The sequence below is a fragment of the Stutzerimonas stutzeri genome, from assembly GCF_002890915.1.
Taxonomy (GTDB): Bacteria; Pseudomonadota; Gammaproteobacteria; order Pseudomonadales; family Pseudomonadaceae; genus Stutzerimonas; species Stutzerimonas stutzeri_AF.
In genome coordinates this window covers 103,090-127,316 of record NZ_POUT01000006.1, presented here as the reverse complement: position 1 = coordinate 127,316, position 24,227 = coordinate 103,090, and the positions used below count along the sequence as shown (strand labels likewise).

23 protein-coding genes are annotated in these 24,227 nt (G+C 62.8%); 18 read left to right on the top strand and 5 right to left on the bottom strand.

The window, feature by feature from the left end; all coding sequences use genetic code 11:
• The first annotated feature begins 101 nt into the window (after nucleotides 1-101).
• The gene (locus CXK94_RS12320; protein ID WP_102894563.1) at nucleotides 102-782 is read left to right on the top strand and encodes a Fe2+-dependent dioxygenase; all 681 of its coding nucleotides are present in this window, start codon (nucleotides 102-104) and stop codon (nucleotides 780-782) included.
• Entirely contained in the window at nucleotides 782-1,540 is a 759-nt protein-coding gene (locus CXK94_RS12315; protein WP_102894562.1) for a tetratricopeptide repeat protein, read from the top strand. The genes CXK94_RS12320 and CXK94_RS12315 overlap by 1 nt, the downstream gene beginning before the upstream one ends.
• 59 nt (nucleotides 1,541-1,599) lie before the next feature.
• Here the strand turns inward: CXK94_RS12315 and CXK94_RS12310 are convergent, their stop codons facing one another.
• Nucleotides 1,600-2,763, bottom strand: coding sequence for a type III PLP-dependent enzyme (locus tag CXK94_RS12310; protein WP_102894561.1), 1,164 nt, complete (start codon nucleotides 2,761-2,763; stop codon nucleotides 1,600-1,602).
• 404 nt (nucleotides 2,764-3,167) lie between these two features.
• On the opposite strand from CXK94_RS12310, the gene CXK94_RS12305 reads away from it, so the two are divergent.
• The 6 genes from CXK94_RS12305 to CXK94_RS12280 all read left to right on the top strand — a co-directional run bounded on the left by CXK94_RS12305 (nucleotide 3,168) and on the right by CXK94_RS12280 (nucleotide 7,684).
• On the top strand, nucleotides 3,168-4,751 hold the full coding sequence (locus CXK94_RS12305) for a peptide chain release factor 3 (RefSeq protein WP_102894560.1): 1,584 nt from the start codon (nucleotides 3,168-3,170) through the stop codon (nucleotides 4,749-4,751).
• 104 nt (nucleotides 4,752-4,855) lie between these two features.
• Nucleotides 4,856-5,161, top strand: coding sequence for a nucleotide pyrophosphohydrolase (locus CXK94_RS12300; protein WP_037038372.1), 306 nt, complete (start codon nucleotides 4,856-4,858; stop codon nucleotides 5,159-5,161).
• Nucleotides 5,158-5,907 carry a methyltransferase domain-containing protein gene (locus CXK94_RS12295; RefSeq protein WP_102894559.1) on the top strand — a complete coding sequence of 250 codons (750 nt, stop codon included), beginning with the start codon at nucleotides 5,158-5,160 and terminating at the stop codon, nucleotides 5,905-5,907. The genes CXK94_RS12300 and CXK94_RS12295 overlap by 4 nt, the downstream gene beginning before the upstream one ends.
• Before the next feature lie 17 nt (nucleotides 5,908-5,924).
• The gene (locus CXK94_RS12290) at nucleotides 5,925-6,521 is read left to right on the top strand and encodes a DUF4136 domain-containing protein (protein WP_102894653.1); all 597 of its coding nucleotides are present in this window, start codon (nucleotides 5,925-5,927) and stop codon (nucleotides 6,519-6,521) included.
• A gap of 81 nt (nucleotides 6,522-6,602) precedes the next feature.
• Nucleotides 6,603-7,160, top strand: coding sequence for a DUF4136 domain-containing protein (locus CXK94_RS12285; protein ID WP_102894558.1), 558 nt, complete (start codon nucleotides 6,603-6,605; stop codon nucleotides 7,158-7,160).
• 74 nt (nucleotides 7,161-7,234) lie between these two features.
• Nucleotides 7,235-7,684: a DMT family transporter gene (locus tag CXK94_RS12280; RefSeq protein WP_037038369.1), complete on the top strand. Its 450-nt coding sequence runs from the start codon at nucleotides 7,235-7,237 to the stop codon at nucleotides 7,682-7,684.
• A 43-nt stretch (nucleotides 7,685-7,727) separates the two neighbouring features.
• Here the strand turns inward: CXK94_RS12280 and CXK94_RS12275 are convergent, their stop codons facing one another.
• Entirely contained in the window at nucleotides 7,728-8,555 is an 828-nt protein-coding gene (locus CXK94_RS12275) for an SdiA-regulated domain-containing protein (protein ID WP_256045999.1), read from the bottom strand.
• A 289-nt stretch (nucleotides 8,556-8,844) separates the two neighbouring features.
• Here CXK94_RS12275 and CXK94_RS12270 point away from each other — a divergent pair, with 289 nt between their 5' ends.
• The 4 genes from CXK94_RS12270 (at nucleotide 8,845) to CXK94_RS12255 (ending at nucleotide 12,676) form a co-directional block, all read left to right on the top strand.
• Nucleotides 8,845-9,138: a hypothetical protein gene (locus CXK94_RS12270; RefSeq protein WP_037038368.1), complete on the top strand. Its 294-nt coding sequence runs from the start codon at nucleotides 8,845-8,847 to the stop codon at nucleotides 9,136-9,138.
• 123 nt (nucleotides 9,139-9,261) lie between these two features.
• Nucleotides 9,262-10,638, top strand: coding sequence for an MATE family efflux transporter (locus CXK94_RS12265; protein WP_102894556.1), 1,377 nt, complete (start codon nucleotides 9,262-9,264; stop codon nucleotides 10,636-10,638).
• A 2-nt stretch (nucleotides 10,639-10,640) separates the two neighbouring features.
• A complete protein-coding gene (locus CXK94_RS12260) occupies nucleotides 10,641-11,099 on the top strand; it encodes a DUF2214 family protein (RefSeq protein WP_037038367.1) in 459 nt (152 codons plus the stop codon).
• Nucleotides 11,100-11,173: 74 nt separating this feature from the next.
• A complete protein-coding gene (locus CXK94_RS12255; RefSeq protein ID WP_102894555.1) occupies nucleotides 11,174-12,676 on the top strand; it encodes a PAS domain-containing sensor histidine kinase in 1,503 nt (500 codons plus the stop codon).
• Nucleotides 12,677-12,794: 118 nt separating this feature from the next.
• On the opposite strand, the gene speA is transcribed toward CXK94_RS12255, so the two are convergent.
• The 3 genes from speA to thiO form a co-directional block, all read right to left on the bottom strand.
• Entirely contained in the window at nucleotides 12,795-14,708 is a 1,914-nt protein-coding gene (speA, locus tag CXK94_RS12250) for an arginine decarboxylase (RefSeq protein ID WP_102894554.1), read from the bottom strand.
• A 125-nt stretch (nucleotides 14,709-14,833) separates the two neighbouring features.
• Complete coding sequence (locus CXK94_RS12245; RefSeq protein WP_037038364.1) at nucleotides 14,834-15,205, bottom strand: translation initiation factor Sui1; 372 nt, start codon at nucleotides 15,203-15,205, stop codon at nucleotides 14,834-14,836.
• Between the two features lie 452 nt (nucleotides 15,206-15,657).
• Nucleotides 15,658-16,755: a glycine oxidase ThiO gene (gene thiO, locus CXK94_RS12235; RefSeq protein ID WP_102894553.1), complete on the bottom strand. Its 1,098-nt coding sequence runs from the start codon at nucleotides 16,753-16,755 to the stop codon at nucleotides 15,658-15,660.
• A gap of 143 nt (nucleotides 16,756-16,898) precedes the next feature.
• On the opposite strand from thiO, the gene CXK94_RS12230 reads away from it, so the two are divergent.
• The 6 genes from CXK94_RS12230 (at nucleotide 16,899) to CXK94_RS12205 (ending at nucleotide 24,224) form a co-directional block, all read left to right on the top strand.
• Nucleotides 16,899-17,396 carry a GspH/FimT family pseudopilin gene (locus CXK94_RS12230; RefSeq protein WP_102894552.1) on the top strand — a complete coding sequence of 166 codons (498 nt, stop codon included), beginning with the start codon at nucleotides 16,899-16,901 and terminating at the stop codon, nucleotides 17,394-17,396.
• 169 nt (nucleotides 17,397-17,565) lie between these two features.
• Complete coding sequence (locus tag CXK94_RS12225) at nucleotides 17,566-17,979, top strand: GspH/FimT family pseudopilin (RefSeq protein WP_102894551.1); 414 nt, start codon at nucleotides 17,566-17,568, stop codon at nucleotides 17,977-17,979.
• A gap of 2 nt (nucleotides 17,980-17,981) precedes the next feature.
• Nucleotides 17,982-18,524 (top strand): type IV pilus modification protein PilV, encoded by a 543-nt coding sequence (gene pilV, locus CXK94_RS12220; RefSeq protein WP_102894550.1) that lies wholly within the window; start codon nucleotides 17,982-17,984, stop codon nucleotides 18,522-18,524.
• 2 nt (nucleotides 18,525-18,526) lie between these two features.
• Nucleotides 18,527-19,342 carry a PilW family protein gene (locus CXK94_RS12215; protein WP_102894549.1) on the top strand — a complete coding sequence of 272 codons (816 nt, stop codon included), beginning with the start codon at nucleotides 18,527-18,529 and terminating at the stop codon, nucleotides 19,340-19,342.
• Nucleotides 19,339-19,905: a pilus assembly PilX family protein gene (locus CXK94_RS22795; protein WP_102894548.1), complete on the top strand. Its 567-nt coding sequence runs from the start codon at nucleotides 19,339-19,341 to the stop codon at nucleotides 19,903-19,905. The genes CXK94_RS12215 and CXK94_RS22795 overlap by 4 nt, the downstream gene beginning before the upstream one ends.
• Before the next feature lie 17 nt (nucleotides 19,906-19,922).
• Nucleotides 19,923-24,224: a pilus assembly protein gene (locus CXK94_RS12205; RefSeq protein ID WP_256045997.1), complete on the top strand. Its 4,302-nt coding sequence runs from the start codon at nucleotides 19,923-19,925 to the stop codon at nucleotides 24,222-24,224.
• Nucleotides 24,225-24,227: the final 3 nt, after the last annotated feature.

The window sequence follows — 24,227 nt, the reverse complement described above, 5'->3', positions numbered from 1 at the left end:
TTACTATTATTAGCGGATGACATTCTGATACATTCTGTCGCATTCTGAAACATCTAAATGCAAACTAATATCATTCGACCTTTCCCTTCTGCCGGTGCCCCATGCTGTTACGCATTGCCAACGTATTTTCCCGCGAAGAAACCGACCGTATCCGCGCTGCGCTGGAACAGGCCGCCTGGCAGGATGGCCGGGTAACGGCCGGCTACCAGTCGGCCAAGGCGAAATACAATCTGCAGCTGGCCGAAGACGACCCGCTCGCCCGTGAAATCGCCGAAGCCATGCTGCAGCGTCTCTGGCAACATCCGCAGTTCATGTCCGCCGCGCTGCCGAGCAAGGTCTTCCCGCCCCTGTTCAACTGCTACACCGCCGGCGGCGAGTTCGGCTATCACATCGACAATGCGGTGCGGCAGGTGCGCAACAGCGCCGAACGCGTGCGCACCGACCTGTCCGCCACACTGTTCTTCAGCGACCCGGAGGAGTACGACGGCGGCGACCTGGTGATCCAGGACACCTACGGCACGCAGCGGGTGAAGTTCGCCGCCGGCGACATGGTGCTCTATCCCAGCACCAGCCTGCACAAGGTCGAGCCGGTGACCCGCGGCGCGCGGCTGGCCTCGTTCTTCTGGATCCAGAGTCTGGTGCGCGAGGATGCCCAGCGCACCCTGCTCTACGAGATGGATCAGGCCATCCAGCAGCTGACCACCGATGTCCCCGAGCATCCGGCGCTGGTGCAGCTCACCGGCACCTACCACAACCTGCTGCGGCGCTGGGTCGAGGTTTGATGCGCCATCTTCTGCGCCGCGAGGAAGCTCTCGACACGGCACAACTGGACGACCTTGCCAAGCAGCCGCAGCGGGCGGCACGACTGGTGCTCGGTGCGGCGGCCGCCGGGGAGATCGAAGCGCAGGCGCTGCTCGGCCAGATCCTGCTGGAAGGCTACGGCATCCAGGCCGACCCGACGCTGGCCCTGACCTGGTTCGACATCGCCGCCGAACGCGGACATGCCATGGCCTGCAACATGGCCGGTCGCTGCCACGAGCACGGCTGGGGTTGCACAGCCGATACGAAGCGCGCCGCCGACTACTACCGGCGCGCCGCCGATCTGGGGCTGGACTGGGGCATGTACAACCTGGCCAACCTGCTGGCCACCGGACGTGGCGTGGTAAAGGACCACACGACCGCCTACCGGCTCTATCGCCAGGCTGCCGAGCTTGGTCATGCCAAGTCGATGAACCTCACCGGCCGCTGCCTCGAAGACGGCTGCGGCGTGGCGCGGGATCTGGCCACGGCACATGCCTGGTATGCACGTTCGGCCGAAGCCGGCGACTTTCGCGGGCAGTTCAGCCATGCCGCCGTGCTAATCGCCGAGCGGCAATGGGACGCCGCCCGGCATTGGCTGAGTCTCGCGCTGGAGCTCGGCCACCTGAAGTTCATCGAAACCGCGCTGGCCAGCCTGCAGGCTGCCGCGCTGCCGCCGATCGCCGATATCGTCGAGGCCTACGCGCGGCGACGCGACGAGCTACGCGCCGGTCCACAGTGAACGAAGCGCGGAAACGAAAACGCCCCGCATGGCGGGGCGTTTCATTCGGCGACTACGGCTTAGATGTAGTAAGCCTTCAGCGGCGGGAAACCGTTGAATTCCACCGCGCTGTAGCTGGTGGTGTAGGCGCCGGTGGACAGCCAGTACAGGCGGTCACCAATGGCCAGGTTCAGCGGCAGGCCGTACTTGTAGTTCTCGTACATGATGTCGGCGCTGTCACAGGTCGGCCCGGCAATCACCACTTCCTCCACTTCGCCCTTCTTCTCGGCGTAGATCGGGAACTTGATGGACTCGTCCATGGTTTCGATCAGACCGCTGAACTTGCCCACATCGACATACACCCAGCGCTCGACCGCGGTACGCGACTTGCGCGCCACCAGCACCACTTCGCTGACCAGGATGCCGGCGTTGGCAATCAGCGAGCGGCCCGGCTCGAGAATGATTTCCGGCAGGTCGTCGCCGAAGTCTTCCTTGAGGAAGCGGATGATTTCCTCGGCATAGGTTTCCAGGCTGTTGGTGCGGGTGATGTAGTTGGCCGGGAAGCCGCCGCCCATGTTGATCATCTTCAGCTCGATGCCGTCCTCATCCTTCAGGCGCTCGAAGATTACCTTGACCTTGGCGATGGCGGCATCCCACACGGAGATGTCGCGCTGCTGCGAGCCGACGTGGAAGGAAATGCCGTAAGGCACCAGGCCCAGCTGGCGAGCGAGAATCAGCAGGTCCATGGCCATGTCGGTCTGGCAGCCGAACTTGCGCGACAGCGGCCAGTCGGCCGTGGTCGAGCCTTCGGTGAGGATGCGCACGTAGACCTTGGAGCCCGGCGCGGCCTTGGCGATGTTGCGCAGGTCGGCTTCGGAGTCGGTGGCGAACATGCGCACGCCCTTCTCGAAGAAGTAGCGGATGTCCTTGGCTTTCTTGATGGTGTTGCCGTAGCTGATGCGCTCCGGGCCGACACCGCGGGCCATGACCTTGTCCAGCTCGTAGATCGAGGCGATGTCGAAGCTCGAGCCCTTGTCGCGCAGCAGGTCGATGATCTCGACCGCCGGGTTGGCCTTGACCGCATAGTACACCTTGGCGAACTCGAAACCGGCGCGCAGGTCGTCGTAGGCCTGGCTGATGGTGTCGGTATCGATGACGACGAAGGGGGTTTCGTGCTGGTCGGCGAAGGCCTTCATCTTCTGGAAGGTGGCGCGGGGGAAATAGTCTTCGATCTTGACCGTCATGCGTGGACTCCAAAAACGGGAAACAAAAGTCGGATGAGGGATGCGGGCCGCCGGCCCGGACATGAACGCCTGATCAGTTTCCCCACTTTGGTTCGCCTACTTCCCAAGGCATGTCGCCGAGCATCACAGGGGATCTCTCGTCGTCAGTACTTGAGCCGGATGGATCGTTGCCAGCATGGACGTTCGGGCGCGAACTTTAGGACCAAGGGGGGCATAGATCAATCAAAAAAACATCCCGAATGCGCATCCGTTTCGCGTTGTTGTCGATTCAAAACAAAGCGTCATGGAAACTGCACAAATCGGCCATTTTCCGCCGCCGTGCGGACCGCAGGAAATCCATTTACCGCTATAATCGCCGCCTTTTTTGACAGACCGACTACTCGTCGACGGGTTCCTTAATTCCGATGACCACTCAGGCCGCCGAAGTCGCGAAGCGCCGTACCTTCGCTATCATCTCGCACCCCGATGCGGGCAAGACCACCATCACCGAAAAGCTGCTGCTGATGGGCAAGGCGATCGCCGTCGCCGGCACGGTGAAGTCGCGCAAATCCGACCGCCACGCAACCTCCGACTGGATGGAGATGGAGAAGCAGCGCGGCATCTCCATCACCACCTCGGTGATGCAGTTCCCCTACCGCGAGCACATGATCAACCTGCTCGACACCCCCGGCCACGAGGACTTCTCCGAAGACACCTACCGCACCCTGACCGCGGTGGACTCGGCGCTGATGGTGCTCGACGGCGGTAAAGGCGTCGAGCCGCGCACCATCGCCCTGATGGACGTGTGCCGCCTGCGCGATACGCCGATCGTCAGCTTCATCAACAAGCTCGACCGCGATATCCGCGACCCCATCGAACTGCTCGACGAGATCGAAGCGGTGCTGAAGATCAAGGCCGCGCCGATCACCTGGCCGATCGGCTGCTACCGCGACTTCAAGGGCGTCTATCACCTGACCGAGGACCGCATCATCGTTTTCGTGCCGGGCCACGGCCATGAGCGAATCGAGACCCAGGTCATCGAGAAGCTGGACTCCGACGAGGCCCGCGCGCACCTGGGCGACATGTACGACGATTTCGTCGAGCAACTGGAACTGGTCCAGGGCGCCTGCCACGAGTTCGACAAGGACGCCTTCCTGCGCGGCGAGATGACTCCGGTGTTCTTCGGCACCGCGCTCGGCAACTTCGGTGTCGACCATGTGCTCGACGCCGTGGTCGACTGGGCGCCGATGCCGCTGGCGCGCGCTGCCAACGAGCGCACCGTGGAGCCGGTCGAGGAGAAGTTCTCGGGCTTCGTGTTCAAGATCCAGGCGAACATGGACCCCAAGCATCGCGACCGCATCGCCTTCATGCGCATCTGCTCGGGCAGGTACGAGAAGGGTATGAAGATGCGCCACGTGCGCATCAAGAAGGACCTGAAGATCGCCGACGCGCTGACCTTCTTCTCCAGCGAACGCGAGATGCTCGAGGAAGCCTGGGCCGGCGACATCATCGGCCTGCACAACCACGGCACCATCCAGATCGGCGATACCTTCAGCGAAGGCGAGGTGCTGGGCTTCACCGGCATCCCGCACTTCGCCCCGGAGCTGTTCCGTCGCGTACGCCTGAAGGACCCGCTGAAGTCCAAGCAGCTGCGCCAGGGCCTGCAGGAACTGGCCGAGGAAGGCGCCACCCAGGTGTTCTTCCCCGAGCGCAACAACGACATCATCCTCGGCGCGGTGGGCGTGCTGCAGTTCGACGTGGTCGCCAGCCGCCTGAAGGAGGAATACAAGGTGGAATGCGCCTACGAGGCGATCAACGTCTGGTCGGCGCGCTGGATCGAGTGCGATGACAAGAAGAAACTCGAGGACTTCAAGAACAAGGCCTTCGAGAACCTCGCCATCGACGGCGGCGGCCACCTCACCTACCTGGCGCCGACCCGGGTCAACCTGGCGCTGATGGAGGAACGCTGGCCCGAAGTGAAATTCCGCGCCACTCGCGAGCACCACTGACGGCACAAACATGTAGCCAGCTTGCGGGCGATCAGGGCTTGCACCCCTTGCGGGAGGCGGCACGCTGAAGGAAGCTAGCCGCCTTCCCGCACACCGTAGCCACCATGAATATCCAAGCCATCACCCAGCGCCTGCACACCATCCGCGACCAGAACCACTGGCAGCGTTTCCACAGCCCGAAGAACCTGGCCATGGCCGCCAGCGTGGAGATGGCCGAGCTGCTGGAGATATTCCAGTGGCTGAGCGAGGACGAGTCCCGCGCGCTGCCCGCCGACAAGCGCGAGCATGCCGGCCAGGAAGTTGGCGACATCCTCATGTACCTGTTGCTGATGTGCAGCGAACTGGGCATCGACATGGAACAGGCGCTGCTGGCCAAGCTGGCCGACAACGAAAGGCGCTTCGCCCGATGAGCGACCGGCACTTCGACGAACTGGCGGCGCGCTTCGCCGAGAAGATCTACGGCGGCGCCAAGGGTGCGATCCGCCTCGCGGTGCTGCAGGCCGACCTGGCCGAGGTCTTGCCGCAACGCCCGCTGCGGGTACTGGACATCGGTGCCGGCCTTGGCCACATGAGCCTGTGGCTGGCGCAACAGGGGCACGAGGTGACGCTGGCCGAACCGGCGGCACCGATGCTGGAGGGCGCGCGCGCGCGCTTCGCCGCGGCGGGCCAGCCGGCGCGCTTCATCCAGGCGCCCTGGCAGCAGGTGCAGGAGCACGTCGAGGGCCGCTTCGACCTGCTGATCTGCCACGCCGTGCTGGAGTGGCTGGCCGAACCGGCGGCGATCCTGCCGGTCCTGCAACGCCTGACGACACACGATGGCTGGCTGTCGCTGGCCTTCTACAACCGCGATGCGCTGATCTACCGCAACCTGCTCAAGGGCCATTTCAAGAAGCTGCGCACACAATCCTTCGCCGGCGAGCGTCAGAGCCTGACGCCACAGCAGCCGCTGGACCCACGCGAGCTGGCAGCGCAACTCGACCCGCTGTGGAAGGTCGAACGTACCAGTGGCGTTCGGGTATTCCACGACTACATGCCACCCGAATTCCAGGCGCGCACCGAACCCGCCGAGTTGCTGGAAATGGAACTGGCCTACCGCCGCCATCCGACCTTCGCCGGGCTCGGGCGCTATCTGCACTGGTTGTGCCGGCCGCGCTGAACGGCCAGGAGGATCGCATGCCGCCCCGCCTCGCTATCTGCCTGCTGGCACTGGCTGTCGCCGCCTGCCAGAGCCACAACCCCTATACGGCCGAATCGGTCCCCCTGCCAGCGGCGCCGTCGGCCTCGGAGCCAGGCGAAGTGCGCGGTGCCTATCCGGCCGCACCGCTGGATTTCTCCCGCTATCGCTCCTGGAGCTGGCGCGGCCTGCCGGCAGGCACCGGCTCGCTCGCCCCTGAAGAGCTGCAGGAAATCGTCGCCGATGCGCTGGAACAGCGCGGGCTGCGCCCTGCGGCGGATGCCACTCCGGCGGCGCTGCAGGTCAGTGCGGCAGCACGCACCGAAACCCGCGAGCGCCAGGTCTACGACGACTATGGCAGCTACTACGGACATGGCCGCTATGGCCACGACTATGGCCTATGGGGCAGCCGGCCACTGGTACGCACCTATCGCGAGGACGTCGTGGTGGTGCGCATTGAGCTGTTCGACGGCGCCAGTGGCAATGTGGTGTGGAGCAACCAGGCCGAAGCACGCAGCGCAGGCAGCCGGGCCGAGCGCAAGGATGCGGTAAGAACGGCGGTACAGCGGGCACTGGACGACTACCCGCCGCGATGATCCAGTGCGGCGATGGCGACGGCAGTCAAGCGCATGGCCCAGGCGTAGACTGAGCATGCACATCAACCGCGGAGAACGATCATGTTCCAGCGACTGCTAGCGATCTCTTTCATCCTGCTGCTGACGGCCTGCCAGAGCACGCAGCTGCAGCGTGATTTCGACCCCACCCGGGATTTTTCCGCCTACCGCAGCTGGAGCTGGAAAGAGCCCGCCTTGCAATACCGCCCGGACGATCCCCGCATCCAGAGCGACCTCACCGAGCAGCGTATCCGCGCGGCGATCGCCGAACAGCTCGACCAGCGCGGCCTGCGCCCGGCGGCAGCCGGCAGGCCGGCGGACGTCCAGGTCCAGGCCTGGTACATCGTCGACAAACGCACCCAGCAGTACACCACCACGTCCGGCGGCTGGGGCTATCCCTGGTACGGCTACTGGGGCGGGCCGGTCTATACCGATACGCGCACCGTCGACTATCAGGTCGGCACCCTGCAGATCGACCTCTACGACAGCGCCGACGGCAAGCTGGTCTGGCGCGGCAGTGCCGAGCAGGTTCTGCGCAGCCGCTCAGGTACGCCCGACGAACGCGCCGGGGCAGTCCGCGAGATCGTGACCCGGGTGCTTTCGCAGTACCCGCCGAGCTGAGCGTGCAGTTCAGCGCTGGCAAGGTAGGGCGGGGCTCGCCATACTGTCGCGCTCCCTGATTCCGGAGTCCGCATATGCCTGCCGTCGCCTGGTGGTTGCTCACCCTGCCCTTCATCGCCGGTGCCATGCTGCCCTTGCAGGCCGGCATCAACGGCCAGGTGGCCCGCCACCTGGGCAACGTGCTGGGTGCGGCACTGTTGTCCTTCGCGGTCGGCACCCTGGCGCTGTTCTGCATCGTCCTGATCCAGCGGGACCTGCCCGCGCTGCAGACGCTCAAGGGCCTCAACTGGTGGCACTGGAGCGGCGGCCTGCTGGGCGCGTTCTTCATCGCCACGGCCGCCTTTGCCGCACCGCGCACGGGCGCCCTGCTGTTCATGGCGCTGGTGCTGGCCGGACAGTTGTTCATGGCGTTGATGCTGGATCACTTCGGCTGGGCCGGCTTTCGCCCGTCGGCGATCAGCCTGGGCAAGGTGGCCGGCCTGCTGCTGATCTTCGCCGGCGTCTGGTTGATTCAGCGCGGCTGACAGATATCGCTTTCGCGCGCACGACGAAGAAAATGCCCGCTCACTAATGCTCGAAGGAGTAGAACAGATTGGGCTCGCTGACCAGATAGAGATTGCCCTGCCCGTCGAAGGTCATGCCTTCGGCCTGCGGCACGCTGCGTTCGAGCCCGGCGAAACCGCCCCAGAGCGAACGGAAGCTGACCATTTCGCCCTGCCCGTCGAGTTCCAGCATCATCCTCGCCTCGTCGCTCAGCAGTACCAGGTGGCCGGTACGCTCGTCGAAGTGCACCGAGGCCAGATCGCTGGCCATGCCCTTGTCCTCGATCCAGGCATTGCGGTCGATGACGCTCAGGTCCAACCGGCCATCCAGCGTGCGCTTGAGGCCCTGGATCTCGTAGAGCTTGCGTGGCGAGTGTTCCTTGACCACGAACAGCCGGTCGCCCTTGCGATCGTAGCCGATGCCTTCGAAGCCGGCGTTCTCGGCCACGTGCAGGTTGAGGGTCACCGACTGGTAGTCAGCGCGGTTCAGCGGGCCGACGGTCTCGGGAATCCGCACGATCACCAGCGATTGCTTGCGCTCCTCGGTCAACACCAGCAGGTCGTCGCCGAGATAGGTCACGCCCTCGACATCCTCGAAGCCGCGTAGCGGATAACGTGCAATGAGGCGGCCGTCCTTGCCCAGCGCCAGCAATTCCTCCGGGTTGTTCAGCACCGCCCACAGCTGGTCGCGTTGGTCATCGTAGGTCAGCCCGGACAGGTTGTCCTTCACCGAGGCCACCGGCAGCGCATCGATCACCGCGCGATATTCGGGCAGCCAGAGGCTGCGCTGCTCCCAGCGGCTCTCATGCCAGGTGGTCTTCAGGCTGTAGAACACACGTTCCCCGAGGTGCATCGAGAAAGCGGCATACGCCAGACTTGCCAGCAGGACGGCAAGCAGCCAGAAGCGGCGATTCGAGGTCAGAATGGCTGCAACCGTTTTCGAAGAGGATATGGGATCGTTCCTGAGGCAGTCGGCGCCATCATGACGCGCTCCATCCTGCCGGAGCAGCACTGTATAACAGGAATCATTAACGAAACATGAATGAAACATCCGCTCATAAGGGCGTTGAACTCCGGGCCGCGGGAAACGGCCCAAATACATGGCGTCATGCGCCGCATCACAGGAGCCTCTGGAGAATGGCATGCGGGTTGAAGGATTTTTCGAATGGCTGGGCCAGGCGCTCGGCACCGTGATTCGCTACATCGTCGAAGGCCTCAGCGATTTCTTCGGCCTGTTCGCCCGGGCCGGGCACAATTTCCTCGAAGGCCTGTCGCGTACCCTGGGCATGGATCGCTCGCTGCTCAGCCTGGCGGCCCTGGTGGTCGGCCTGCTACTGCTGGTCGCGGCGGTGCGGGCGTTCTTCCGTGGTGCGGTCATCAGCGGCCTGATCTGGTTGCTTCTCGGCCTGTGGCTGCTGAGCTGGTTGATTCATTGATTCTCGCCACGTCGCGCCACACGCCCTGTCGCAGGATGTGCGGTGCGCTGTGAGCCCGTTGCCGCGGCTTTTCCCCCGCCTTGTGCGCCGCGTATAGTGCCGGGTCGTCCCGGAGGCCCGAGAATGTTCCGCCTGCTTGCCGCCTGGCGCCATGTACCCACCCACCGCAAGGTCTGGGCGCTGGCCGCGCCGATGATCCTGTCGAATCTCTCCGTCCCGCTGGTAGCGCTGGTGGACAGCAGCGTGATCGGCCATCTGCCGCATGCGCATCAGCTGGCGGCAGTCGCGGTCGGCGGCAGCCTGTACACCATGCTGGTCTGGGTGATGGGCTTCCTGCGCATGGGCACGACCGGCTTCGCCGCCCAGGCCGCCGGACGCGACGATGGCGGCGCGCTGCGCCAGATCCTGCTGCAGGGCCTGGTCCTGGCGCTGGGGTTCGCGTTGTTGCTGGGGGTGCTGGCCCTCGCGCTCAAGGGCCCGGCGTTGCACCTGATGCAGCCGTCGGCCGAACTCGACGCACTGACTCGCGATTACCTCCATACCCGCCTGCTCGGCCTGCCGGCCGCGCTGGCCAGCTATGCGCTGATCGGCTGGTTTCTCGGCACCCAGAATGCCCGCGCACCGCTGGCCATCCTGCTCACCACCAATCTGGCCAATGTCGGGCTGGACCTCTGGTTCGTGCTCGGCCTCGAGTGGGGCGTCGCCGGCGCGGCGCGGGCCTCGGTGATCGCCGAATGGAGCGGTGCGCTGCTCGGTCTGGCGTTGACCCGCAACGCCCTGGTTCGCTACCCGGGACGGCTCGACACCGATGCCTTGCGCCGCTGGCTGAACTGGCGCCCACTGATGGCCGTCAACCGCGACATATTCCTGCGCTCGCTGGCGCTGCAGCTGGTGTTCTTCCTGGTCACGGTGCAGGGCACGCGCCTGGGCGACACGACCGTCGCCGCCAATGCCCTGCTGCTCAACGGCCTGCTGCTGACCGCGCATGCCCTGGACGGCCTGGCCCACGCCGTGGAAGCCCTGAGCGGGCACGCCATCGGTGCGGGCGATCGCACCGCACTGCGCCGGGTGATGATCGTCGCCGGCGGCTGGTCGCTGCTGGCCAGCCTGGTCTTCGGGCTGTTCTTTCTCTATGGCGGCCCGTTGTTCATTCACATGCAGACCGACATTCCCGAAGTGCGCCGGATGGCCCAGCGTTACCTGCCCTACCTGGCCGCGCTGCCGCTGGTCGCGGTCTGGAGCTACCTGCTCGACGGCCTGTTCATCGGCGCCACCCGCGCGCGGGAAATGCGCGACAGCATGCTGCTGGCGGTGGCCCTGGCGCTCCCGCTGGGCTGGTTGCTGCAGGGGCTGGGCAATCATGGCCTGTGGCTGGCCTTCCTGGGCTTCATGCTGCTGCGTGGAATCTGCCTGGGCATCCTCGCCCATGGTCTGCAGAGCCGCGGAGCGTGGTTTATCCTTGCCCAGCGGACCACCGGACATTCAGCCAAGGGAATCTGAACATGGCCTATGCCATCGCCGCCTACCTGCACTTCCTGGCGATCTTCCTGCTCTTCGCCCTGCTGTTGCTGGAACATCAACTGTTCCGCCAACCCGTGACGCTGGAACGGGCACGCAGCCTGTTTCACACCGACATCGCCTTTGGCATCGCAGCCGCCGTGGTGCTGGCCACCGGCATTGCACGCGCCCTGCTGTACGGCAAGGGCCTGGACTATTACCTCGACAACAGCCTGTTCCATGCCAAGGTCGGCCTGTTCGTGGCAGTGGCCGTCCTGTCCCTCTACCCGACCCTGACTTTTCTGCGCTGGCGCCCGGCCTTGAAGGACGGCCAGGTACCACAATTGACCTGCAAGACCGCCAGATGGGTTACGCTGGCGATCCGCCTGGAACTGGCGTTGCTCGTGCTGATCCCATTATTGGCGGTCTTGATGGCGCGCGGCTTCGGTGTAATTACCGGCTGATCGCCCCGTTTCGCCGCAGAGCCGGCGCATTCGATCCACCGACATAGCAGAATCGTCCCCGACCGAGAACCTCCATGTCCGACAATCCCGCGTTCCAGCTTTCCAGCGAGAACTACGAAGTTCTGGTGAATGCCATCGTCGACTACGCCATCTACATGCTCGACCTGAACGGGCGGGTGATCAGTTGGAATGCCGGCGCCGAACGCATCAAGGGATACCGTCGCGACGAAATCCTCGGCCAGCATTTTTCCTGCTTCTTCACCGAGGAGGACCGCCTTGGCGGCAAGCCCGGGGAAGCCCTGAAGACGGCGAAAAATGATGGGCGTTTCCAGGACGAAGGCTGGCGCCTGCGCAAGGACGGTACCCGTTTCTGGGCACTCACCGTGCTCGAAGCGATCTACGACAAGCAGGGCACGCTGATCGGCCTGGCCAAGATCACCCGCGACATCACCGAGCGCCATGAGGCCCAGCAACGGCTGGCCGAAGCGCGTGAGCAACTGCTGCAGGCACAGAAGCTCGAGGCTCTCGGCCAGCTTACCGGCGGCCTCGCTCACGATTTCAACAACCTGCTGACCATCATTCGCGGCGCTGCCGACCTGGGGTCGCGGCAGACCACCGACAAGAACCTGCTGCGCCAGCTCGAGACCATCAGGAACGCAGCGGACCATGGTGGCAACATCACCCGCCAATTACTGGACTTCGCCCGTCGCGAGCCACTGCGGACCCAGATCATCGACCCCAGCGAGACCCTGTGCAACACCCTGCAACTGCTCAAGCAATCGCTGCGCAGCGAATTGCGGCTGACCAGCGATATCCCCTCAGGCCTGCCCAGCATCGAGGTGGATCCGAGCCAGTTGGAGCTGAGCCTGCTCAACCTCGTGGTCAATGCGCGCGATGCCATCAGCGGTAGCGGCTCCATCCACCTGGAAGCCTCCAGCTGCGACCTGCAGGAAGAATTCGATGGCCTGCGGGGACGCTTCGTCGCCATCAGCCTGAGCGACAACGGCTGCGGCATATCGCCGGAGACCGCCCAACGGGTATTCGAACCCTTCTTCACCACCAAGCGATTCGGCCAGGGCACCGGCCTGGGCCTGAGCCAGGTTTATGGCTTCGCCAAGCAGTCCGGCGGCGGTGTGCGCTTGCAATCCACGCTCGGCAAAGGCACGACCATCACGCTGTATCTTCCGGCCCGTAGCCAGCTTGGCGCCACAGACCCGACCCGCCCGGCCGCCAAGCACATATTGCTGGTGGAGGACGACGTCAACCTGGCCCAGGTCTGCAAGGACATGCTGGAGATGATGGGCTTCCAGGTGACCCTCGCCCATGATGCCACGAGCGCCATGCAGTCGCTCAATCAACTGCTGCACGTGGACCTGCTGTTCAGCGACATCCGCATGCCGGGCGGCACCAGCGGCCTGGAGCTGGCCAACCGGGCACGCCAGCGGCTGCCGGAACTGCCGGTACTGCTCACCACCGGCTTCAGCGAAGCGCAGCGCCGCGAGGCGCTGATCTATCCATTGCTGAACAAGCCATATACCTACGAGAGCCTTTCCCGCGCACTGCAGGAGTTGTTGTAAGGCGAGACTGTTCGGGTCATATAACGCGATTCCGCCTGGCGTAGGGCGGGTTACAACCCGCCGAACGGAGCACAGGCCAACGCCCATCGGCGGGTTGCACCCGCCCTATGATGCTTCTTCAAGGCGTCAGGTACGAGGAGCGGGTCAGCCCCAGGCGCAGCGCATCGATGTACTGGGTCCGCTCCTTGGCGCTCAATCGGGCGCTGGCGACCTTGTCGCGGTAATAGGTCATCAGCTCCTCGGGCGACAGGTGCACGTAGCGCAGCATGTCCTCGATGGTGTCGTGGGTCTCGATGCCGGCGTGGTAGTAGCTGCCATCCTCGCGCTGGTAGACGTTCACCGAATCGGTGTCGCCGAACAGGTTGTGCATGTCACCGAGGATTTCCTGGTAGGCGCCGACCAGGAACACGCCGAGGAAATACTCCTCGCCGGATGCGATCTCATGCACCGGCATGCTGCTCTCGATGCTCTGCTCGTCGACGTACTGCTTGATCTTGCCATCCGAGTCGCAGGTCAGGTCCTGCAGCACGGCGCGGCGCACCGGCTCCTCGCTCAGCCGCTGCAGCGGCACGATCGGCAGGATCTGGTCGATCGCCCAGGTATCCGGCAGGCTCTGGAACACCGAGAAGTTGCAGATGTACTTGTCCGCCAGCTTGTCGTTGAGCTCGTCGAGCACCGCCCGGTGCGAGCGCTGGCGCGCCTTGAGCTGGTTGTACAGGCGGCGGCAGATGGCGAAGTAGCTCTGCTCGGCCAGCGCCTTCTGCGCCAGGCTCAGCTTGCCGGAGGCGTACTGCGCGCCGGACTCGCTCATGTAGTGGGTGGCGCGCCAGTAGGTCTCGGTGACCATTTCCGGATCGGTCGGCCCGAGCAGGTCGGCCAGCGACTGGACGATGTCCGGCAGCTCGTCGTAGTTGTCGATCTGCGGCACCTCGTCGTTGTGCCGCTCGATGTCGGTGACCTGCATGACCAGCACCGCATGGTGCGCGGTCATCGCCCGGCCGCTCTCGGAGAAGATGTGCGGGTGCGGCAGCTCCTGGCGGTCGCAGAACTCCTTGAGCATGCCGACCACGGTGCCGGCGTACTCGTCCATGTCGTAGTTGATCGAGCTGGCGTTGCGCGAATGGGTACCGTCATAGTCGACCCCCAGCCCGCCGCCGACATCGATGTACTCCACCGGCAGGCCCAGCGCACGTAGCTCGGCGTAGTAGCGGATCGCTTCCCGGAAGCCCTGACGGTAGTCGGCCAGATTGGCGATCTGCGAGCCCATGTGGAAGTGCAGCAGACGGATGCCCTGATCGATGCCCGCCGCGCGGAAGCGCTCGATCACCGACAGCAGTTGCGCCGCCGACAGGCCGAACTTGGAGCGCTCGCCGCCGGTATCCGCCCATTTCGACGAGGCCAGCGAGGACAACCGCACGCGCAGGCCCACCTGCGGCGTCAGCTTGAGCTCGTTGGCCTCCTCGATCACCAGCCCGACTTCGGACTCCTTCTCGATGACGATGAACACGTTGTGGCCGAGCTTCTGCCCCATCAGCGCCAGGCGGATGAATTCGCGGTCCTTGTAGCCATTGCAGACGATGGTGCCGCCCTTCGGCGCCAGCGCCAGCACGGCCATCAGCTCCGGCTTGGAACCGGCCTCCAGGCCGATGGAGACGTTCTGCGTAGCGATGATGTTCTCCACCACCGCTTCCTGCTGGTTGACCTTGATCGGATACAGTGCGGTGTACTTGCCGGCGTACTCCATGCGCTCGATATTGGCGTCGAAGGCACCGGTCAGACGCCGCACGCGGTCCTGCAGGATGCCGGGGAAGCGCACCAGCAACGGCAGCGACAGGCCGGCCTCGCGCAACTGCTCGATCAGCCCGCCGAACTCGATCGGCACGCCGTCCGGCCCTTGCGGGCGGACCTCGACCTTGCCCTGATCGTTGATCGCGAAATAACCCGCCCCCCAATGGCGGATGCCATAGATGCTGCGGCTGTCGGCTGCAGTCCATTGGCTGCCGTCGTCTTTACGTGTACGTCGTACGGGCATCGAGGCCTCCGGAAGAAAATGACTGTTTCGCATCGGACATGAATCGCCATGCGAAGGCTATCCGGCTTCGACAGCCGATAGGCAAAGAAATAGCGGAAAACACCGGAACAGCGAGAAGAAGGCTATCAGCCGCCGGACCGCTTCGCCTTGAAGCCACGTTTGATCAGCTCGTCCATGAGCAGTTGGACATGCTCACCCTGGATTTCGATCACCCCGTCCTTGAGCGCACCGCCGGTACCGCAACGGCGCTTCAACGCGCTGGCCAACTCCTTGAGCTCGGCTTCGGCCAGCGGCACGCCGGTGATGGTAGTGACGGTCTTGCCGCCTCGGCCCTTGCTTTCGCGACGCACCCGGGCGATGCCATCGCCTTCGGGAATGATCGTCTGTTTGCAGATACAGGCATCGACCGGCTTGCTGCAATCGGGGCAATGGCGCCCTGAGTCGGTGGAATAGACCAGCCCGCCCAGGCCGGCGAGTGAGGTGGTTTTCTTCGCCACCGGACACCTCTCGATCAAACGGATGGAAGCCGCGCCAGCAGGCGGCGGAAAAGCGCGCAATTTAACAGACCGGGGCGAATGAATCCGCCATCGCTCGACAAAACTTTCCGCCGTATTCCGGCGCTTCGGTTGCCGAGAATCGACCATTCGAGAAGACCATGCCCCGTTACGTGTTGCTCGAAGCGCGGAGGCGTTCTGTAGGAGCGGGCCATGCCCGCGAACTCAGCCCGTAGGGTGCGCTTCGCGCACCAATAGCTTTGCTGCCTGAGCTCATGGTGCGCGAAGCGCACCCTACAGGAGGCGTGCCTTACGCGTCTCTGGCGAACCGTTGCAGTTGCGGATAGAAGCTGCGGAAATCGTCGAGAAGCGGAGCGTACAGTCGCTCCAGCCCGTAGGGCGGGTGAAACCCGCCGATAGGAGCTGGCGCCCGCTCCGCTCGGCGGATTGCCCTCCTACACGATGCGCCCCGCCGGCGCATAGGGCGCCGGATTGACGACCGGCTCACGTCCGAGCATCAGGTCGGTCAGCAACTGGCAGGAGGCGGGCGCCAGCACCAGGCCATTGCGGAAATGCCCGCAGTTGAGCCAGAGCCCTTCGAAGCCATTCACCGGCCCGATATAGGGCACCCCGTCCGGCGAGCCGGGACGCAGCCCCGCCCAATGCCTGACCACCTGCGCATCGGCCAGCGCCGGCAGCAGCTCGATCGCGGTCGCCTTGAGGCTTTCCAGCGCCTCCTCGGAAGGGGTCTTGTCGAAGCCGACATCCTCCAGCGTACTGCCGACCAGGATATGGCCATCGCGGCGGGGAATCGCGTAGCGCCGCTTGGCCAGCACCATGCTGGGCAGGAAGTCTTCGGCGCACTTGAAGAGGATCATCTGCCCCTTCATCGGCTTCACCGGCACCTCCAGCCCCAGCGTCGCCAGCAGTTCCCCGCTCCAGGCGCCCGCCGCCACGACCACCTGCCCGGCGCGCATCTCGCCCTGCGCCGTCTGCACACCGACGATCCGCTCGCCGTCGCGCACGAAAGCCGTCGCCGGGCAATGCTCGACCACGCGCACGTTCGGCAACCGCCGCAGCGCCTCGCGCAGTGCACGCAGCAGCCGCGGGTTACGCACGTTGGCCACGCCCGACATATACAGCGCACGGGAATACCCGCCACCCAGCGACGGCACCGCCTCGTGTACCTCGCCCATCGGCACCGAACGCAAGGGCCGCCCATGTCGTTCGGCCCACGCCAGCGCCTCGGCCTCGTCAGCCAGATCCAGCCAGTACAGACCGGTCACATGCAGCTCGGGGTCGACGCCGGTCTCCGCCAGCAGCTTCTCGCCCAGCTGCGGATAGAAATCCTGCGACCAATGCGCCAGCGCGGTGACCGCCGGGCTGTAGCGCCACGGATACAGCGGCGAAACGATCCCGCCACCGGCCCAAGAGGCTTCGCTGCCAACGGCGGCGGACTCCAGCAACAACACCGACTTGCCGGCCTGCGCCAGCCGGTAGGCAGACAGCAGGCCGATTATCCCGCCGCCGACAATGATCACATCTTGATCCACTTTCCTCTCCAACATCTGGTTCACATTTCTGCCCGTCCCGACTTGACTGACGGGCAGGCTGCTTTAAAAGAACTACTGTGAATGCCACCGCGCGCCACAGCAGCCAGGACGGCTGAACATCATACGTGCAAAGGAACTGCACCATGCCGAACCGAAATCAAGGCTTCACGCTCATCGAACTGATTAGCACACTATCGATACTGGCCATCGTCATCTCGATAGCCGTGCCGGCATTCAACGAACTGATCGAGAGGAATCGTCAGCAGGCGCTCATGCACGAGATCCAGAGTGTCCTGCACAATGCCCGCGCCCAGGCGGTCATGCAGCGTCGCACCATCGAGATCTGCGGCAGCGACGACGGCCAGGACTGCTCGGCGAGCTGGGCCGACGGCTGGCTCGTGCGCACCGCGAGCGGCCAGATTCTGCAGCTCACCCAGCTTCCCTCGCGTGATGCGCTGCGCTGGTACGGTTTCGGCCAGAGCATTCGATTTCACGACAACGGCACCAGCCCCACCGGCAATGGGCGGTTCTACCAATGCCACAAGGGCCAGGTAGCCTGGCAGCTGGTGCTCAGCCGTCAAGGACGACTGCGCCAGGGAACGCCAACGGAGAACGCAAGCAAAGCCAGCCTGTGCAATTGATGGCCTCGCACCGAAGCGCCGCGCAAAGCTTGACGCGGCTCACACAGCCTGGATCGGGCAAATCGATGACCCGACCGCCCGTCCACATAAACGCGCCAACCATCTTTCCCGCAGGGACAAGACAACGGCGCATTTGCATCATCCGCTCACGATTGTCCTGGAGCACACCATGTCACGCCGAACCGACATGCACGGATTCACCCTGGTCGAGCTGATGATCACCATCGCCGTATTGGCCATATTCATATCCATCGCGGTGCCGTCGTTCGGCCGCCTGATCGAAAACAATCGAGTTACAGCCACAGCCAATGAATTTCATGCACTGCTGAACTCTGCCCGCAGCGACGCCGTGACCAAGCGCACCAGCATCACTGTAACCCAGAGCGGCGCGGTCTGGAGCAGCGGCGACCGCAGCATGGAAGTTCCCCCCAGCGTGACCGTCACCCCCAGCGTAACCAGCATCGCCTTTCATCCGAACGGCACGGCCACGGCATCCAGCACCACATTCAAAAACAGCGACGACAGCCTCTCCCTCACCATCTCGACCCAGACGGTCGGCTTCGTCAGGAAAGTTCAGGACTGAACATGAACAGAGCGCACGACATTCGCGGCTTCAGCATGATCGAAGTCCTCGTCACCATCCTGCTGATCTGCATCGGCGTTCTGGGCCTCGTCGCCCTGCAAGGGCGCACCATCGCCTACACCCAGGACTCAGCCCTGCGCAACGCCGCCGCCATGCTCGCCGACGACCTGCAGGAAATGATGCGAGCCGACCTCGACAAGGTGATCGCCAACGGCCTGCCACGGAATTCGTCCGACTACTACAAGGCCAAGAATGCCGATTTCCCCGATCCAGCGGACGACTGCACCTCCCTGGCCAACGCCAGCGCCTCGCAACGTCTTGGCTGTTGGGCGGAAAAAGTCAAGGCGAACCTGCCAGGCGCGGAAGACCTTATGAACGGCGAATTTCACATCTGCCGGACCAAGACTTCCGGATCCTGCACAGGAGACGGCTCCACCATAGAGATCCAGCTCGCCTGGGCCGTCAAGGGCGGAGAATGCCTGGCCAGCAGCGAAGACGATGACGAAAACGACTATTGCACCTACTCGGTGCGCGCGGAGTTTTGAGCATGTTCCCGACACTTTCCCGAAACCAGCGCGGCCTGTCTCTGGTCGAGCTGCTGGTGGCCATGGCCCTCAGCAGCTTTCTGATCCTAGGCGTTACCCAGATATACCTCGACAACAAGCGCAACTACCTCTACCAGCAAGGTCAGGGCGAGAATCTGGAAAACGGCCGCTTCGCCCTGATGCTGATCAATGAGCGCCTGTCCAAGGCGGGCTATCGGCGCAACCCCGCCCTCGCCATGGACGTAGCCTTTCCCTCCCGAACTGTTGACGGTTGCGCCTTCGCGGCCGGGCAAGCCGTCGTTCGAGTAAATGACTCCACCCTGTGCCTGCGCTACCAACCCAGGGATGAAAACGAGACCAACTGCCTGGGCAACACCTTCAGCGGCAGCAGCGATCTCAGCACCCCTTATGACAGCGACACCACTCTGTCTCACTTCAACACCGACGACATCATGGTCGAGAAAATCGTTCTGGAAGACGGCGCTCTCAAATGCAATAGCCAAGAGCTGGTCAGCAACATCGAGGATCTGTACTTCGATTACGGCGTCAACGACGACCTCTATACGCTGAAGGTCGACTCCTACACCGCCAGCCCCGATGCCGGCGACATCATCCGCGCCCTGCGCTACTCCGTGCTGCTGGCCGCCACGCCAGGCAACCTGACCCAGGGTGTCGAAAGCAAGGTCTGCAGCAACCCGAACAACGATGACGAAATCGGCGACTGGGAAAACCTCACCGGCCACTCGCTCACCTGTGAATCCGGCAGGCTCTATCAAATGGTAAGCGGCAGTTCGACCCTGAGGAACCTGATGCCATGACTGTTTTTCCCCAACACCGCCAACACGGCGCCGTACTGGTCATCGCTCTGGTCATGCTGCTGATCATCACCCTGCTGGGCGTGGGCAGCATGCGTGAAGTCGTGCTGGAAAGCCGCATCACCGGCAACCTGATCGAGCAGAAGAGGTTGCGCAACGCCGCGGAGTCGGCCCAGCGCGAGGCAGAAAGGCGCATAGGCAGGGCAGCGATCATCGAAGACTGCTCCCAGGTTAGCGACATCCCGTGCTACCACGGCAAGGCTGATGACTACGACTATGACTTCTCTGCCGCAGAGAACTACAGCGGCCTCGATGAAGCCACCACGCTGGAGCGCGATGCCCGCTGGTACATCCGTTTTATTGGCGGCCCCTACAACGCAGGGGGCGGCGGCACCAATGACGCCGGCAACACCGGCGGCGCCCTGGCCGGCATAGACACTGCGGAATCGGGAAGCAGCTTCTTCTACGAAGTCAACGCCCAGGCCTACAAGAACGGCGACGAGGACGACTCCTGCACTGCCGCCACCCTCTGCCTGACTTCGACCACTTTGCTCATCAAGAAATGAGTCGCCAGGAGACTTTCATGTTCCAGCGGATAACGTCCTTCGCCTTCTGCTCCCTGTTCGGCATGACCATCGACCTGCCCGTGGCCTGGGCCGATAGCAACTCAATTTCGCAGACCCCTCTATTCGTCAGCCAGTCGGTTCCCCCACTGAACATGCTGGTCATGGGCCGAGACCACAAACTCTATTACGAAGCCTATAACGACGCCTCCGACCTGGATGGCGACAGCGTGATCGATGTTGGTTACAAGCCCACCATTGACTATTACGGCTATTTCGATTCGAACCGCTGCTATACATACAGCAGCAACAGATTCAATCCTGCCGAACCGGCCAGCAATAAGAAATGTTCCGGGCAGTGGAGCGGCGATTACCTTAACTATCTGACTACTTCGCGGATGGACGCCCTGCGCAAAGTGCTCTACGGCGGCTATCGTTCCACCGACAGCACCACGGAAACCGTGCTCGAGCGCGCATACATTCCGCAGGATGCCCATAGCTGGGGGAAGGAATATCTTTCCGAGGCCCATGACGGCTATCGGATCAGCGACTACACGCCGCTGTCCCAACCGAACGCCGGAAGACGTCATCTCTTCGCCAATACGACCCTGCGCGCTGACAATAATGAGCATCCCCTGCTGCGCTATATCCAAAACAGCACCTTCCGTATCTGGGAGTGGGTATCGATCGAGCAACCAGTCGCAGGATCGGACTGCGTCCGCGGCAGTGATAACTCTCGACGATCTTGTGGAACCATTACGGATCACCGCGTAAGGGTTGCTGTCTGCGTCGACGGTAAGCTCGAAGACAATTGCAAGACCTACTCGAATGGAAAAAGCAAGCCGACCGGTATCCTGCATGACTTCGGCGAAGCCGATCGTATGTACTTCGGCCTGCTTACTGGCTCCTACGCCAAGAACACTGCTGGCGGCACCCTGCGTAGCAATATGGCCAGCTTTTCGCAGGAAATCGACGGGAATGGTCGATTCATAAAAAGCGATGGCATCGTTGCCACCATCAACAACCTCAGGACCATCGAATTCAGTACCGGCAGACAATACAACGTCAACTGTGGCTGGATTACCGACGGCCCGATCAGCGATGGTCAGTGCTCGATGTGGGGCAACCCCATTGGTGAAATGATGTACGAAACCATGCGCTATTTCGCCGGAGCGTCCGCTCCACACAGCGCTTACGACATCGGCAGCAACGCCAAGGACCACACCCTTCTTTCACTACCAAAGCCGAACTGGATATCGCCTTACAAGAGCGCGGCTCAGGGTGGCGGTGACTACCCTGCATGCGCTATCCCGGTAATGACCGTCATCAGTGATATCAACCCCTCCTACGACTTCAAGCTGCCTGGAAGCCAATGGAGCAACCTGAGTGCATCAGGCACCCCTTCCATAGCCAGCCTCAACGTTTCAAGTGAGGTCGACGCCATCTGGGACAGCGAAGGAGGCGGCAGCCGAAACGTCTTCATTGGCGAATCCAACGGTACAGCCGATAGCGCACCCACGGCTAAAACAGTATCCAACCTATCCACCGTTCGCGGACTTTCTCCGGAAGAGCCCAGCAAGCAAGGGACGTATTATTCGGCAGGTGTAGCCCGCTTCGGCGCCAACAACACCATCGGTGGCGACCAGAAAATGATGACCTACTCGGTCGCCCTGGCCTCGCCATTACCGAAAATCGAATTCCCGGTCGGTAGCAACACCGTCACCGTGGTGCCTTTCGCCAAGTCAGTGGGAGGCAGCGGCATAAGCGCCACCAGCAACTTCCAGCCTACCAACCAGATCGTCGACTACTATGTGGCACAGATTGCCAACACCGCCAAAGATGGTAGTGACCATGACGCCTCTATCAATGGCGGACGCCCTTATGCCGAGTTTCGTATTAACTACGAGGACGTGGAACAAGGCGCCGACCATGATATGGACGCAATCGCACTATATACTCTTGCAGTCAATCCCACTGGCGGACTCGACATCAAACTTAAGTCCGAATACGCCGCTGGTGGTATCCACCAATATATGGGTTATGCAATTTCAGGAACAACCAAGGATGGGGTCTACCTGGAGATATGCGACCTAAAAGACAATGCCACCAACAATGGCACTCAAGACAAGAACGATTGTGCTGCCAGCGTTCGTTACAAGCTCAATACACCACCGGGTCGTGATCCAGGTTGGTGTACCTCCGCAGGCCTTACCAGTAACGAGTGCGTTGGTTTGCCATCCAATGCCAGCCGCACTTTCAGCCCCTCCAACACATCCGGCGCTACTCTGCTCAACAATCCGCTGTGGTACGCAGCCAAGTACGGCATGCCCAAGCGTACCCCGGCTGAAGTAAAGGGTGACCCCGACAACTACTTCCTGGTTACCAACGCGCTGACCCTGAAGGATCAGTTGACCAAGGCCTTCGACGACATCATGCAGCGCAACAGCAGCGTCACCTCACCCACGATCAGCACGGAAGGCAGCAGTACAGCTGATGGCACCTTTGCCTATACCACCAGCTTCGATGTGGATCCCTGGAGTGGCACGCTGAAAAAGGTCAACACCAGGATTCCTGGACAGGGCGACGGGGAATGGACTACCGACACAACGCTGTCCAGCACCGGCCGGAATATCAAATTCGCCCGGAATGGCACGTTGGCGTCGTTCAGCTGGAGCAATCTGAGCGAAGCTCAGCAAGCACTGCTCAACACCGCCCCGAACGGCACGACCGATAGCCTGGGTCAGACCCGCGTGGGGCAGATCCGTGGCAGCAAGCTAGGCGACATCGTCAACTCCTCCCCACTGCTGGTCGCTGGCGCCAACTACGCCATCAGCAATGCCAACTATCTGGAAGGCAGCGACAGCTACGCCGCCTACAGGAGCGGGCAGGCAGGTCACTCCACGATCTACGTCGGCGCCAATGATGGCATGCTGCATGCCTTCGATGCCAAAACCGGCGAGGAGCGCTTTGCCTTCATTCCCAGTGCGGTGATCAAGAACCTGCCAGTACTCACGACCGAGGACTATGGCCAGGAAGGTGGCACTCCGCACAGATACTTTGTCGATGGTTCTCCTGTAGCTCGAGACGTCTACTACAACGGTCAGTGGCACAAGGTGCTGCTCGGCAGTCTCGGCGCCGGCGGGCGCTCCGTCTTCGCCTTGGACGTCACGGATCCGGACAGTCCCGAATTGCTCTGGGAGTTCAGCAACGAGGACGACAGCGACATGGGCTACAGCGTCCCTACCCCAGGTATCTTCCGCCTGCACAATGGCGACTGGGCTGCGCTGGTTCCCAATGGTTACGACAGTGGTGGCAATGCTGCCGTGCTGTTCGTGCTCAAGATCGAGACTGGCGAGGTCATCACGAAGCTGACCGCAACGCCGGTACTGGAGGACGGCGAGAGCGTGGATAGCCTGGCCAATGGACTTTCTCGCCTGATGGGTTTCGATATCAACAACGACGGTATCGTTGATTACGCCTATGCCGGCGACCTGCTCGGCAACCTGTGGCGTTTCGACCTGATCGACACAGGCGCGGACAATCCATTCATCGACAGTGCGACCGCAGCGGACTTCAAGGTCTCCTTTGGTGGTGCTCCGCTCTACGTGACCCGTAACGAGGCTGGTGAGCGCCAGCCAATCACCGCGGCGCCACTGCTGACCAGACATCCGAGCGGCCTGGGCTACATCGTGACCTTCGGCACCGGACGCTACCTGACCGCCCTCGACAAGAGCAATACCGATCAGCAAAGCCTATACGGCATCTGGGATCGCAAGACCGCTGGGCAAGCAACCAGCAGTTCGCTGAGCGACAGCAAAAGCCGCAGCAATCTCGTTGAACAGATGTTCACCGAAACGACCTTCAATGGCAGGAAGGCATACAGCCTCAGCCGGAACACAATTGACTGGTACGATGGCGGGGGCACGGCCGATAGCAATGTCGATAAGTGGGGCTGGTATATCGACTTCCCCGAGGACGGCGAGCGCCTGGTCTACAACATGCGCATGCTGGGCAACACTCAGCTGCTGACCACCATCACCCCGAGCGAAGACCCTTGCGAGGCAGGGCTGACCGGTACCGCCTATGGAATCAATTCGACGACCGGCGGCGCCACCCTCTACTCAACCTTCGATCTGGATGGCGATGGTGCGTATGACGAAGGAATTTCCGGTTTCATCTTCGACGGCGGCGACTTCAGCATCTCCAGCGGCAGCATCTATGTGAACGAAGGTGACGGCCCCAGTGGTGTCGAGGATTACGCCGTGAATGCCGGCCTAACAGAAGGTCGCCAAACCTGGCGGCAACTGCCTACCGAGGAATGATCC